This is a genomic window from Alteromonas sp. Cnat2-8 (genome assembly GCF_022348355.1).
In the GTDB taxonomy this organism is placed as follows: Bacteria; Pseudomonadota; Gammaproteobacteria; order Enterobacterales; family Alteromonadaceae; genus Alteromonas; species Alteromonas macleodii.
On record NZ_JAKREX010000003.1, the window covers coordinates 23,573 to 37,041 of the forward strand.

Genomic DNA, 13,469 nt, shown 5'->3' on the forward strand with positions numbered 1-13,469 from the left:
GAAAATGGCCGAGTACAGTATGTAGTCGGCCATTTTTTTAACCCGGTTACCTTTGCCTATATCACTTTATCGCGAGCTCGCAGGTACGCTCGTAGCAATGACACCCTACCTCGTGGTCATTGACCATACCTACAGCTTGCATAAAAGCATAGCAAATCGTTTCACCTACGAAATTAAATCCGTGCTTTTTAAGTGCTTTTGACATTGCTTTAGACGCATCGGTTGATGTGGGTGCTTGCCTGAAGTCTTCCCATGCATTAATGACCGTACGTCCATCTGTAAATTGCCAAATAAAATCACTGAATGGCTGCGACGCTTCGATAGCTAAAAAACCCTTGGCATTTTTGATAACCGACTCTATTTTGAGCTTGTTTCTGATTATGCCGCTATCTTGCATAAGTCTGTCGACATCAGCGGGGCCCATCTTCGAAATTTTCTCAGGGTCGAACTGATAGAATGCCTGTTCAAAATTCTGCTGTTTTTTCAAAATGGTCAGCCAAGATAAACCAGCCTGTTGTCCATCGAGGCATAACTTAGCAAACAACGCGCGACTATCTAGCTCGGGTACACCCCATTCGTTATCATGATACGCTAAATAAATAGGGTCGCTGCTTACCCAACCGCAGCGATGCAAAGGCATATTTTTTTCTATTTTTGTTTGATTGGGCATGGCTTAAGATTAAATCCTTGTTGTGAAGTGGCATATTGGCTTTATTCGTGACGTTTTTTCACCCTTTACACCTACATACTATGCCTCACAAATTGTATACTATCCCACCTTTATTTTAAGTCAGATAACTAATAAGCAGCGGATGTATGCAGAAATACGATATTAAGACCTTTCAAGGGTTGATCCTTGCGCTTCAAGATTATTGGGCGCGTCAGGGCTGCGTTATTATTCAGCCTCTGGATATGGAAGTGGGTGCCGGTACTTTTCACCCTATGACGTTCCTACGTTCTTTAGGTCCAGAGCCAATGAGTAGCGCCTATGTTCAACCGTGCCGTAGACCAACCGATGGTCGTTACGGTGAGAACCCAAACCGCTTACAACATTACTATCAGTTCCAAGTAATGCTTAAGCCTTCACCTGACAATATTCAGGAGTTGTACTTGGGCTCTTTGAAAGAGTTAGGTTTCGATCCGCTGGTTCATGACATTCGCTTCGTAGAAGACAACTGGGAATCACCCACGCTTGGTGCATGGGGTCTAGGTTGGGAAGTGTGGCTAAACGGCATGGAAGTAACTCAGTTTACGTACTTCCAGCAGGTAGGCGGTCTAGAGTGTAAGCCTGTTACCGGCGAAATTACCTACGGCTTAGAGCGACTCGCCATGTACGTTCAAGGTGTAGATAGTATCTACGACCTGGTTTGGACTGACGGCCCTATGGGCAAAGTGACCTATGGCGACGTGTTCCATCAAAACGAAGTAGAACAATCGACGTATAACTTCGAACACGCCAACGTTGAAGCCTTATTTAGAACCTTCGACGAATGTGAAGCAGAAAGCAAAAAGCTTATCGAAAACAACCTTCCACTTCCTGCCTATGAGCAGGTTATGAAAGCGTCACACGCATTTAACTTGCTTGATGCTCGTCATGCTATCTCAGTGACTGAACGCCAGCGCTATATTCTTCGCGTTCGAACGCTAGCCAAAGCGTGTGCAGAAAGCTATTACCAAGCACGTGAAGCACTTGGCTTCCCACTATGTAACAAGGAGGCATAAGCGTGCGTACAGAAAATTGTTTAGTTGAATTAGGTACTGAAGAACTCCCACCCAAAGCGCTTAAGTCTTTAGGTGAAGCCTTCGCCACGCAGTTTGAAGCTGCGCTTACGCAAGCTGACTTAAGCTTTGATTCAGTCAGCTGGTTTGCCGCCCCTCGCCGCTTAGCCGTTTATGTTTCAGGTCTTGCTGAAGGTCAGGCTGACAAAGTAGTAGAGAAACGCGGCCCAGCAGTATCAGCCGCGTTTGACGCCGACGGTAATCCCACTAAAGCAGCACAAGGTTGGGCTCGCGGTAACGGCATTGACGTTGCTGACGCAGAACGCCTTGTAACTGACAAAGGAGAGTGGTTACTTCATAAAGCCCACGTTCCAGGGCAATTAGTTGCAGAGCTTCTAGAAGGGCTGATAAACCAAGCGGTAAGCAAGCTACCTATTCCAAAGCCAATGCGTTGGGGTAATTACAACACTCAGTTTATACGCCCGGTTCACACCCTTTGCGTGCTTTACGGAAGCGAAGTGGTTAACGTTTCTGTATTGGGCCTAACAAGCGGCCGCGTTGTTCAGGGTCACCGATTCCACGGCGAAGGTCGCTTTGAACTGGATCATGCTGACAATTACGCCTCTGCCCTAGAGCAACAATATGTGCTGGCAGATTTTGAGGCGCGTAAAGATAAAGTGCGTCAGCAGCTTGAAGACGCAGCGCAAAGCTTGTCGCTTAAGCCAGACTATAATGAAGACTTACTAGAAGAAATCGCGTCACTTGTAGAGTGGCCGGTTGTACTTCAAGCTGGGTTTGATGAGACTTTCTTGGCAGTACCGAAAGAAGCGCTTATCTATACCATGAAAGACGACCAAAAATATGTGCCGCTGCTAGATAGCGATGGTTCACTTTCAAACACTTTCTTATTTGTAACGAATATCGAAAGTCGCGATGCGTCTCAAGTTATTTCTGGCAATGAAAAGGTTATCCGCCCTCGTCTTGCAGACGCTGAGTTCTTCTTTAACAGCGATAAAAAGACGACATTAGAAAGCCGCCTTGAAAGTTTAGAAACCGTGTTGTTCCAAAAACAGCTTGGTACGCTAAAAGAAAAGTCTGAGCGTATATCTGCCCTATCGGCGTTTATTGCGTCGCAAATAGATGCGAATGAAACACAAGCTGCACGAGCAGGTCTTCTAGCTAAAACCGACTTGATGTCGAACATGGTTATGGAGTTCCCTGACGTTCAAGGTGTTATGGGTAAATACTATGCGCTAAACGACGGTGAAGATGCGCCCGTTGCAGAAGCACTGTATGAACAATACATGCCGCGTTTTGCTGGTGACGCACTTCCTAGTTCAGGCGTTAGCGCATCGGTCGCGCTTGCTGACAAACTAGATACTCTTGTGGGTATTTTTGGTATTGGCCAGTTGCCTAAGGGTGATAAAGACCCATTTGCGCTTCGTCGTGCAGCTATCGGTGTATTACGTATTGTCACTGAGCTGTCACTGCCGCTAGATCTTGAAACGCTAGTAAGCAAAGCTATCGATGTGTATGGCGATAAGTTAACGAATGCAGAAACACAATCTCAGGTTGTTGATTTCGTATTGGGTCGATTTACTGCGCTCCTACAAGATCAAGCTATCGCCATTGACGTTATTCAGGCCGTTGCTGCTCGTCGCCCTACTAAGCCAGCTGACTACTTAGCCCGAGTTCATGCAGTAGATAAGTTCAGAGCATTGGAAGAAGCCGAAGCGCTAGCTGCCGCTAACAAGCGTGTTGCAAACATCCTTGCTAAGCAAAACGTTGAAGTGACAGACTCAGTGAATATTGATGAGTCACTGTTAGCCGAAGAAGCTGAAAAAGCGCTTTATGTTGAGCTGAAAGCCGCACAGAAAGAAGTTGATATTGCTGTTCCTTCACAGGACTACACGCGTATTCTTACTGCGCTTGCAACCTTACGTAATGTAATCGATAACTTCTTCGATAACGTAATGGTTATGGCTGATGACGAAGCGGTTAAAAATAACCGACTTGCTTTACTGTCGCTTTTAAGGCAACTTTTCCTTACTACCGCAGATATATCTATTCTCGCGAAGTCGTAGGCTAGTAAGAGTTAATGCGGTTTTATGCCGCGAAAAACAAAGAGCCCAGCCTTAACGTTGGGCTTTTTTATAAATGGAGACGCTGTGAAAAAGTTACTAACTATTGCTTCTATGTGCATAGCACTTTCAGCATGCTCAAGCAGTGGAAGTTTTAAAATTCCAGAAATAGCACCGGACGTGCCTCGCATTCAATTCGAAAACATGTTCCTAAGAGGTGTATTTAACTGGTGGGAGGCTGACCCTAGTTACAAGTTCAAACGATCAAATTCAGGCTGGACAGTGGACGTTGAACTCATAGCCGACGGACAACCTTATGATTTTAGGTTGTCAGATGCAAAATGGACGCCCTCACAAAGCTGTGGCGGCAAATATAAAGGGCAGCCTGTAATGTTAGGTTCCACTGTTTATTTAGTCTGTGAACAGGGCTCAGAGAACTTGCAATTTACCCCCTCCTCAACTGGCACCTATCGCTTTACAGCAACAGCAGCAAGTGCGGGGGAAGTCGCCTTGGTCGTGTCTAAATTGTAGTTAGCTTAGGTTTAACTATTCACCTTCTGCGAGAAAGCTCGCTTTTAGTCTTTTTCGCAGCAGGTATTTAAAAGAATTCTATTTCAAGTTCGGCTAGCATCATTGTCCCATCATCGTTTTCAACGAAATATAGATCGTACTTTGCATCATCTAGAAATACCTGCCAATAATCGTCATTACCCATTATTTCATCACCGTAAAGCGCCTTAACCTCAGTGCTAGGTTGTTCAAAATAGTGTTCTGCAAACTTCCAATCTTCTAGATTCTGTTTGTTTCTAAACACACTTTCGTAAACAGATAACTTACTTAGTTCTTGATAACTAAAGTTCAGTACAAGATGATTGCCATATACTTGAATAACATCACCGTTATCCGCATAAGCATCAAAAATTGAACGAAAGCCCTGCTCATCTAATTGCTCTATCGTTATGGTGTCACCCTGTTTACGCTTACTGTCAACAAAGGCGATAACTTCATTGTATTGATATGCCTTCTCAGTTTCATTGCTTGAATCTTTTATATAAGCAGTATCCGTATATCCATACTCGAAGCCGTTAACTAGCCATTCCTTTTCACCGTTTATAATTTTCAAATCTATTATTACATCAAGATTTACATCAGCTTTCTTTTTAAGAGTAAATCGGTATTTGCCTCTTTCAATTTGATTCCCCTCAGGCAACTGTTTTAACAATTCCGCCTTTTTAGTCTCGTAGCCGACTTGATCTTCTATTAGCCAATCGCTGTTAAACCGGTTATCAAAGGCAATAGAATTAGTAAGGGTTGTTGATACCCAGTGATTTTCTGTAGTCACTTTTTTTACTATTCCTTTGTGGGTCACCACCCAAAGGTTTCTCCCATAAGAATACAGCACGGTGTCTTCGTTAACGCTATACGTTGACGTAGGTGTACCGAGTACGCTCAGCATACTTGTTACACTTTCATTGATTGTTAAGCCAAATACACCACCTTTAAGGGAGATATTATTGTTCTGTAGCGGTGGCTGGGATTTATTGATACTTGGTGTTCGAGATATAGAAAACTTTACCTCGTCTTCAATGACTAGCACGGTTTCTTTTTCTGCTCCGTTTGTCACTGTTACCGATTTATCGGCATTATCTACAATCTTATAATTAGTTTGTGCTAATGCGCTTGGTACCGTGTGGAGCATTAGCAATCCCATGCATGCGATGACTGTTTTTTCCATAATATTTTCCATCCCTTTATGTCCATTATTTAACGTTTATTTTCTTATTGAGTATTTTTATATTGCTCACCTATCGCATTTATTTCATTTTTGTATTTCTTCGCGGTTTCAGGGTGTCTTAAGACGCTTGATAATCTTACCTCTACATTCGCAATCATTTTTCTTAACGGGTAATGCTCCAGCTCGTCTACTTGACTCAAAAATATGGCGATATCTTTCAAATCAGATATACAACATGATTTAATATCAACGCTGTATTGCTTAGCCAAAAATTTCACCATGCCATCACTTGTCGACGTACTATTACTGGTTAGTGGCTGTAATGGCATATCTTCTATGTCTTTCTTGAAGCTTACTGTCATATCTACTGACTGGTGCAGGAGCTTTACTGCTGTTAGGCCTGCACTATTTACATAAGAACCAATTCGATTATCAAGGGCTGCTAAGCTTTCGCTCTTAAGGTTAATTTTGGCATCAATAAATACTTGCTTAGCACGAAGTGCTATTTCACTCGCATAAGAAATGTGGTTTAAATCTTCTAGGAAAATACCCTTAACTTTGGTATCTAGAATGATGTTCGCTTTTTCAATGAGAACAGCCTGGGCTTTCTTGGCCTCTGATAGTCGAATCTGAGACTCTGTAAGTCCAGCCTGTTTTGAACAGCCTATTATTAAAAACGTTACGATGATGGAAATAATACACAAACGTCCTGTCATTTATATGTCCCTGTTTTAGTTGATAAGACCACTTATCAGCTTGTCACATAAATTTATACTAGAACAACTTTTACTCTTTTGTAAGGCTCTTCAATATTTCGTTAAGATACATTTTTGTACACAAAAAAAAACGACCCTACCTGGGTCGTTTTTAAAATATGCATCATTAAATAATCTACACGTCTAAGTTTTCCACTTTAAGCGCATTAGCTTCGATAAACTCTCTACGAGGCTCAACTTGGTCACCCATCAATGTAGTGAACAGCTGATCACAACCAATGGCATCCTCAATGGTAACTTGAAGCATACGGCGGCTTTCTGGGTCCATGGTAGTTTCCCAGAGTTGCTCAGGGTTCATCTCACCTAGCCCTTTATAGCGCTGAATGTATTGGCCGCGTTTCGCTTCGTTCATTAGCCACTCTAGTGCTTCTTTGAAAGACTCAACTGGCTGTCTACGCTCGCCACGCTGAATATAGGCGTCTTTGCCCATCATGTCGTTAATGGCAAGGTTAAGCTCTTTAAGACGCTGGTATTCAGACGACTCGATAAACTCGTGATCGATAATGTACTCATAATCGATACCGTGCATACGCATAATGATTGTGATGTAGTACTCGCTAAGTTCAGCATCAGTGCGAATTTCATAACGGTATGTAGCACCGTCGTTTTCGCGCTCTGTAAGCTGCTCTACGAAGTGTTTCGCCACATGCTCTAGTGCAGATTGATCTTTAAGGTCTTCAAGGTTTAGCGTAGGCGTGTAAAGCATTCTGTAAAGGATAGATGCAGGCATAAGACGTTTCATACGTGCAATCATCTTCTCTACCGATTGGTACTGCTTAACAAGGTTTTCAAGGCCTACACCACTAATACCTGGGTCTTCATCGCTGGTGTGCAAAGACGCACCGTCAATTGCGATTGATGTTAGGTAGTTAGTTAGCGCATCGTCATCTTTAAGATACTGCTCTTGTTTACCCTTCTTCACTTTGTATAGCGGTGGCTGTGCAATATATACATATCCACGCTCAATGATTTCAGGCATTTGACGATAGAAAAATGTGAGTAGAAGCGTACGAATGTGAGAACCATCTACGTCAGCATCGGTCATGATAATGATGCTGTGATAGCGTAATTTTTCAGGGTCATACTCGTCACGACCGATACCACAACCTAGTGCCGTGATAAGCGTCGCAACTTCCTGCGAAGAAAGCATCTTATCGAAACGCGCTTTCTCAACGTTTAGTATTTTACCTTTAAGCGGCAGAATAGCTTGGTTTTTACGGTTACGACCCTGCTTAGCTGAACCGCCCGCAGAGTCACCCTCCACTATGTATAGTTCACTAAGTGCAGGATCTTTTTCCTGACAGTCAGCTAGCTTACCTGGTAGGCCAGCCAAATCTAGCGCACCTTTACGGCGTGTCATTTCACGGGCCTTTCGTGCAGCTTCACGAGCACGAGCAGCATCAATAATTTTACCCGCAATGATTTTACTTTCTGCAGGGTTTTCTAATAAAAACTCTGCTAGCTTTTCGTTCATTGCCGACTCAACTGCTGGACGAACTTCAGAAGATACAAGCTTATCTTTTGTCTGTGAGCTGAATTTTGGATCTGGTACTTTAACGGAAATAACCGCGGTTAGACCTTCACGCGCATCGTCACCACTGGCATTCGTTTTTGCCTTTTTGTTCAGGCCTTCCTTTTCCATGTAGTTATTCAATGTACGCGTTAAGGCTCCACGGAATCCCGCCAAGTGAGTACCGCCGTCGCGCTGAGGAATGTTGTTGGTGAAACAGAACACGTTCTCTTGGAAGCTATCGTTCCATTGCATCGCTACTTCTACTGCAATACCGTCTTCTTGTTCACTGCTGAAATGAAACACTTTCTGGTGAACAGGTGTTTTCTTTTCATTTAGGTACTCAACGAAAGCCTTGATACCACCTTCGTACATGAAGTGGTCTTCTTTTCCATCGCGTTCGTCTTTCAAGCGAATAGACACACCAGAGTTCAAAAATGATAGTTCACGAAGACGTTTAGCAAGAATATCGTAGTGGTAAAGCGTATCTGTGAAGGTGTCTGAACTTGGCCAGAAACGGATCATAGTTCCCGTTTTGTCAGTATCGCCTGTTACGGCTAGTGGCGCCTGTGGAACACCATGATGATATTCTTGTTCATGCGCTTTACCACCGCGACGAATACGAAGCTTCAGTCGGCTTGAAAGTGCGTTTACTACTGATACACCTACACCGTGCAAACCGCCCGATACTTTATAAGAGTTATCGTCGAACTTACCGCCGGCGTGAAGAACCGTCATAATAACTTCAGCTGCAGACACACCCTCTTCTGGGTGCAATTCAGTTGGTATACCACGTCCATCGTCAGACACAGATACTGAGCCATCGCTGTGAATGAGCACAGTAATCTCAGAACAATGTCCAGCAAGTGCTTCATCGATAGAGTTATCGACCACCTCGAAAACCATGTGGTGTAATCCGGTACCATCATCAGTATCACCGATATACATACCAGGACGCTTTCTTACGGCATCTAATCCTTTAAGTACTTTAATACTGGACGAGTCGTAGTTGTTCTCTGCTGACATACTAGCTTTTACTCCTCTTTCACGCTTCCATGTTCCACGTGAAACATTTTCTTTTCGTTGTATTTTTGTATAAAAGCGAGCTGCGTGGATTCTATTGCAGTAACGAAAACCTGCGTATCCATTTTGAGCAACCCATCAATAAATAGTTCTCTTTTATCGGCATCTAATTCGGCACCTACATCATCAAGTAAAAAGATACTTTTACGCTGCGTTGCCTTATTAAATAGCTTAGTCTGTGACATTTGAAGCGCTGCCACAGCCATTCTAAGCTGCCCTCTCGATAAAAGCTCCTGGGCGTTTACTCCATTCACTTTAAGCCTTAAATCGGCTTTATGGGGCCCAGAAGAGGTATGTCCTATTTTACCATCATACTCACGTTTTTTAACTAGGCTTTCTGATAAACCGACATCTTTTTCCCACCCTTTATAGTAACTTAATTCCACATCGAAGTTAGGAAGAAATTCTTGCGCATATTGCTTAAAAATAGGCGTAAGGGTATCTACATATTCCTGACGCGTAGCCGATAGAGATTCACCTAGTTCTGAGAACTGAGACTCCCAATATTGATTTTGTGGTGCGCTTAAATTTGCCTGCTGTTTGAGTAAGGCATTTCTATGTTTTAAAAATTTACCATACTGATTAGCAAGTGATTGAAACTGTTGTTCCACGTGAAACAATCCCCAATCACAAAAACGTCGACGCTCGGAAGGCGAACCAATTATAAGGTCAGTACTCTGCGGAGTAAAAAGTTGAAGTGGTACCAAGCTAACTAAATCTGATAACTTATTTGAATGTTCACCGTTAATACTACAGGTGAATGTCTCATTTCTACTTCGTTGAAAACCTAGCTTTAATTCATCCCCTTCTTCAGTTTTGCATGACGCGAAAACACTGAAGCTGTCTTTCTCATTTTGAATAACCGAACTGTGTTTATTTGTTCTAAAAGAACGTCCAAAGCCTAGGTAATAAAGTGCTTCGATTAACGAGGATTTCCCACTCCCATTCACGCCTTTAATGATAGTCAACGCTGGTGAAGGAGAAAGTGATACGGAACTAAGATTACGAAACTGTGTAATCTGGACGCGGTCCAGTTTCATGAGGTCACACTGATGAAAAAAGAAGCGAGGAGTATCAACACTCATCGCTTCTTGAATTGATAATTTAAATAACAAAATAACGTGGAATATGCGAAACGCTGCAAACACTTAATGTAGTAGTGACTACAGTCGCATTGGCATAATAACGTATAACGCGGCGTCATCAGCATCATCTTCGATTAGCGCACTTGCGTTTGAGTCTGATAGGCTAACTTTAACACCATCAGATCCAAGCGCATTCAATACGTCAATTAAATAGGCAACGTTAAAGCCAATTTCTAAATCGTCACCTTGATATTGAACATCAACGATTTCTTCCGCTTCTTCTTGCTCTGGGTTATTAGCCGTTATCTTAAGCTCACCAGAAGACAAGTTTAATCGTACGCCTCTAAACTTTTCGTTAGATAGAATGGCCGCACGTGAAAATGCTTCTTTTAATACGGCTTTACTCGCAATAATTTCTTTGTCGCCATTTTGAGGTAAAACACGGCGATAATCAGGAAATCTGCCATCAACTAATTTCGAAGTGAAAATGAAATCGTTTGAGAAAATTCGAAGATGGTTGGCGCCTATTTGCACCTTAAGAGATTTATCATCTTCGCTAATAAGACGAGAAATTTCTAACACGCCTTTACGTGGAATAATCACCTGACGAGATGGCAAAGCGGTCTCGTAGTTTAGGCGACAAAGAGCAAGACGGTGACCGTCTGTTGCAACGGTACGAATGATATTCTCTTCCGTTTCAAGGGACATACCATTTAAGTAATAACGTACGTCTTGTTGAGCCATTGAAAAGCTCGTTGCATCGATAAGACGTTTTAGATCACTGCACGATAATTCAAACTCAACTTCACCTTCCCAGTCTTCTAAATTTGGGTAGTCGTTGGCAGATAAAGTAGAAAGCGTATAACGACCTCGACCGGCACGAATAAGTGCTTTGCTGCCGTCTAACGAGAAATGAATATCTGTTCCTTCAGAAATACCGCGAATAATATCAAACAGCTTTTTAGCAGGAACAGTAATTTCACCTTCCGTGAATTCACCTTCTAATTTCACGCTAGAAATTAGTTCTACCTCTAAATCTGTACCAGTAAGCCAAAGTGCGTCCTCACTTACTTTGATGAGAACATTGGAAAGAATTGGCAGTGTGTGTCTACGCTCTACAGCACCAGATACCAACTGTAGGGGTTGTAAAAATTGTTCGCGGCTTATAGTAAATTTCATCGCAGTGCTATCTCGCCTCTAAGGTCGTGGTGTTAGGAAGACAAAGTCCTAATGAGGTTCTTATAGTCCTCTTTTATATCATGACTTTCTTCTCTTAGCTGCTCTATTTTTCTACAAGCGTGTAAAACCGTAGTGTGGTCTCGTCCACCAAACGCGTTTCCTAGTTCAGGTAAACTGTGGTTGGTAAGTTCTTTGGCCAGCGCCATCGCGACTTGGCGAGGACGCGCCACACTACGACTACGTCGTTTAGACAAAATATCAGCTACTTTTATCTTATAATAATCTGCGACGGTTTTCTGAATATTATCAACGGTTACCAATTTTTCTTGAAGTGCGAGAAGGTCTCGAAGCGCTTCGCGAACGAAATCAATAGTGATAGGGCGACCGGTAAAGTTTGCGTTAGCAATAACACGGTTAAGTGCACCCTCGAGCTCACGTACGTTTGAACGCAATCGCTTAGCTATAAAGAACGCCACTTCGTTAGGTAAGTGAATCCGGTTCTCTGCCGCTTTGCGCATCAAAATAGCCACTCGGGTTTCAAGCTCTGGTGGCTCTATAGCAATAGTTAAACCCCAACCGAAGCGCGATTTCAATCGATCCTCTACCCCATCAATCTCTTTAGGATATCTATCAGAAGTAAGGATGATTTGTTGGTTACCTTCAAGAAGCGCATTGAACGTGTGGAAGAACTCTTCTTGTGAACGCTCTTTATTAGCAAAGAATTGAATATCATCGATAAGTAACGCATCAACGCTGCGATAGAAGCGCTTAAAGTCCTCTATCGCGTTATTTTGTAGTGCCTTAACCATATCCTGCACGAAACGCTCTGAATGCATATACACAATTTTAGCGTCACCGTTATTAGCTACGATGCCATTACCCACTGCATGTAATAAGTGAGTTTTACCTAAGCCCGTACCACCGTAAATAAACAGTGGGTTGTAAGAACCGCCTGGGTTATTTGCGACTTGAGTTGCAGCCGCACGTGCTAGCTGGTTAGATTTACCTTCGACAAAGTTGTCGAATTGATAAGTCGGATTAATATTACTTTTATGCTTCATCGCCTCAGGGATCGGGATCACTTTCGGCGGTGTAGACGATCTTGGCGCTTGATCTGCGTATGCATTATATCCATTACGGTCGTGGTTTTGCGCACCGCGATCATTTAGATCCATACCCTGTGTGTATGAAGGTGATTTTGAAAACGCATTGTTTTGTCCTTGATCACCCGCTTGGCTTGCCGATGATGGCATACCGCTATTCGACATTGGTGAATAAGACGATGTGTGCTGCCCATTACTGCCGCTGTGAACAGGCTGATTACTAGTATTATAGTTCTGATACCCTTGACCGCCCGCAGGTGCACTAGGCTTACTTGGTTGATTATTAGGCGTATTTGGAGCAGGCGAAGATCCGCTGGTACTTACAGGCTGACTACGGCTTACGCTGTGACGATTCATCACTTCTAAACGCAATTGTGGTGCGTCACTTCCGGCAAACTCTTTTAGTAGTGCGGTAATATTATTAAGGTACTTGTCTCTTACCCAATCAAGTACAAAGCGATTGGGAGCATAGAGTGCAACCACGCCTTGTTGTTCTTCACAAACAAGCGGTCGTATCCACATACTAAACTGCTGCGTTGGTAATTCTTGACGCAATCTTTCAAGGCATTGGTTCCACAAGGACATGGTACGTAGTTAGCTCCCGTAACTCGCTAGAAAAACCAACTCCTAAAAAGCCAAGCATAAAGAAAGCAGGCACTAAAAAGCGCCATTAGAAGAAAATAGCGTTGGAAGTGTTGGGTAGCAGCGAGAAATTAAGTTATCGTTTTAATCGCTGTGGATTATCTTACTTTATCAACACAATGTAAATGGCGATCCCGATCGATCTTTTCGATCAAAACAACAAGCAACTGATTAGCAAGCTTTTTTCTTTTAGATCAAATCAAACTATAACGAGAAAAATTCATTCTAAATTTGTGCTAAAAAACCGTTAGATCACCTTGCTTTTTATGTCTATCTCTGTGTTTTTCACAACGCACTGTGGATAACCTAACCAAATTTTACGCGTTATTCACAGACGATTTTTACGAAAACTGCGTTATCGATTAAGCTATCGACTAGAAAATGCAAAAATTGTTCACTTATTCATCCGAAAAGCGAGAATATGCATTGACAGCACGCCCCGAGATCTCTAGAATTCAGCGTCCTTTTTCGATGGGCTTTTCTGGTGAAAACACCACATTGTTCTGGCAACAGCATAATGTGTTACCAAAAACGCCTATGTTTAACTAAATATAAG

General features: G+C 42.8%; 10 protein-coding genes. 3 read left to right on the forward strand and 7 right to left on the reverse strand.

Going from position 1 to position 13,469, the window contains the following annotated elements:
* Window positions 1-61: 61 nt before the first annotated feature.
* Window positions 62-670 carry a DNA-3-methyladenine glycosylase I gene (locus MHN00_RS07970; RefSeq protein WP_014975246.1) on the reverse strand — a complete coding sequence of 203 codons (609 nt, stop codon included), beginning with the start codon at window positions 668-670 and terminating at the stop codon, window positions 62-64.
* A gap of 146 nt (window positions 671-816) precedes the next feature.
* Between MHN00_RS07970 and glyQ the strand changes: the two genes are divergently transcribed.
* From glyQ to MHN00_RS07985, 3 genes are all read left to right on the forward strand, one after another.
* Window positions 817-1,722: a glycine--tRNA ligase subunit alpha gene (gene glyQ, locus MHN00_RS07975; protein WP_014947716.1), complete on the forward strand. Its 906-nt coding sequence runs from the start codon at window positions 817-819 to the stop codon at window positions 1,720-1,722.
* 2 nt (window positions 1,723-1,724) lie between these two features.
* Entirely contained in the window at window positions 1,725-3,803 is a 2,079-nt protein-coding gene (gene glyS / locus MHN00_RS07980) for a glycine--tRNA ligase subunit beta (protein WP_239300876.1), read from the forward strand.
* 84 nt (window positions 3,804-3,887) lie between these two features.
* Complete coding sequence (locus MHN00_RS07985; RefSeq protein ID WP_139125413.1) at window positions 3,888-4,331, forward strand: hypothetical protein; 444 nt, start codon at window positions 3,888-3,890, stop codon at window positions 4,329-4,331.
* A 67-nt stretch (window positions 4,332-4,398) separates the two neighbouring features.
* Here the strand turns inward: MHN00_RS07985 and MHN00_RS07990 are convergent, their stop codons facing one another.
* The 6 genes from MHN00_RS07990 to dnaA form a co-directional block, all read right to left on the reverse strand.
* A complete protein-coding gene (locus MHN00_RS07990) occupies window positions 4,399-5,535 on the reverse strand; it encodes a hypothetical protein (protein WP_239300877.1) in 1,137 nt (378 codons plus the stop codon).
* A gap of 44 nt (window positions 5,536-5,579) precedes the next feature.
* Window positions 5,580-6,251: a hypothetical protein gene (locus MHN00_RS07995; RefSeq protein ID WP_039228902.1), complete on the reverse strand. Its 672-nt coding sequence runs from the start codon at window positions 6,249-6,251 to the stop codon at window positions 5,580-5,582.
* Window positions 6,252-6,426: 175 nt separating this feature from the next.
* A complete protein-coding gene (gene gyrB, locus MHN00_RS08000; protein WP_075177142.1) occupies window positions 6,427-8,847 on the reverse strand; it encodes a DNA topoisomerase (ATP-hydrolyzing) subunit B in 2,421 nt (806 codons plus the stop codon).
* Window positions 8,848-8,855: 8 nt separating this feature from the next.
* A complete protein-coding gene (gene recF / locus MHN00_RS08005) occupies window positions 8,856-9,944 on the reverse strand; it encodes a DNA replication/repair protein RecF (protein WP_239301151.1) in 1,089 nt (362 codons plus the stop codon).
* A gap of 123 nt (window positions 9,945-10,067) precedes the next feature.
* Window positions 10,068-11,168, reverse strand: coding sequence for a DNA polymerase III subunit beta (gene dnaN, locus MHN00_RS08010; RefSeq protein WP_012516526.1), 1,101 nt, complete (start codon window positions 11,166-11,168; stop codon window positions 10,068-10,070).
* A gap of 32 nt (window positions 11,169-11,200) precedes the next feature.
* Window positions 11,201-12,856: a chromosomal replication initiator protein DnaA gene (dnaA, locus tag MHN00_RS08015; RefSeq protein WP_039228897.1), complete on the reverse strand. Its 1,656-nt coding sequence runs from the start codon at window positions 12,854-12,856 to the stop codon at window positions 11,201-11,203.
* Window positions 12,857-13,469 lie beyond the last annotated feature (613 nt).

Excerpts from the sequence above, each read along its gene's own strand:
- gyrB (WP_075177142.1), bottom strand. The coding sequence starts at position 8,847 with ATGTCAGCAGAGAACAACTACGACTCGTCCAGTATTAAAGTACTTAAA.
- glyQ (WP_014947716.1), top strand. The coding sequence starts at position 817 with ATGCAGAAATACGATATTAAGACCTTTCAAGGGTTGATCCTTGCGCTT.
- dnaN (WP_012516526.1), bottom strand. The coding sequence starts at position 11,168 with ATGAAATTTACTATAAGCCGCGAACAATTTTTACAACCCCTACAGTTG.
- MHN00_RS07990 (WP_239300877.1), bottom strand. The coding sequence starts at position 5,535 with ATGGAAAAAACAGTCATCGCATGCATGGGATTGCTAATGCTCCACACG.
- MHN00_RS07995 (WP_039228902.1), bottom strand. The coding sequence starts at position 6,251 with ATGACAGGACGTTTGTGTATTATTTCCATCATCGTAACGTTTTTAATA.
- recF (WP_239301151.1), bottom strand. The coding sequence starts at position 9,944 with ATGAAACTGGACCGCGTCCAGATTACACAGTTTCGTAATCTTAGTTCC.
- dnaA (WP_039228897.1), bottom strand. The coding sequence starts at position 12,856 with ATGTCCTTGTGGAACCAATGCCTTGAAAGATTGCGTCAAGAATTACCA.
- MHN00_RS07970 (WP_014975246.1), bottom strand. The coding sequence starts at position 670 with ATGCCCAATCAAACAAAAATAGAAAAAAATATGCCTTTGCATCGCTGC.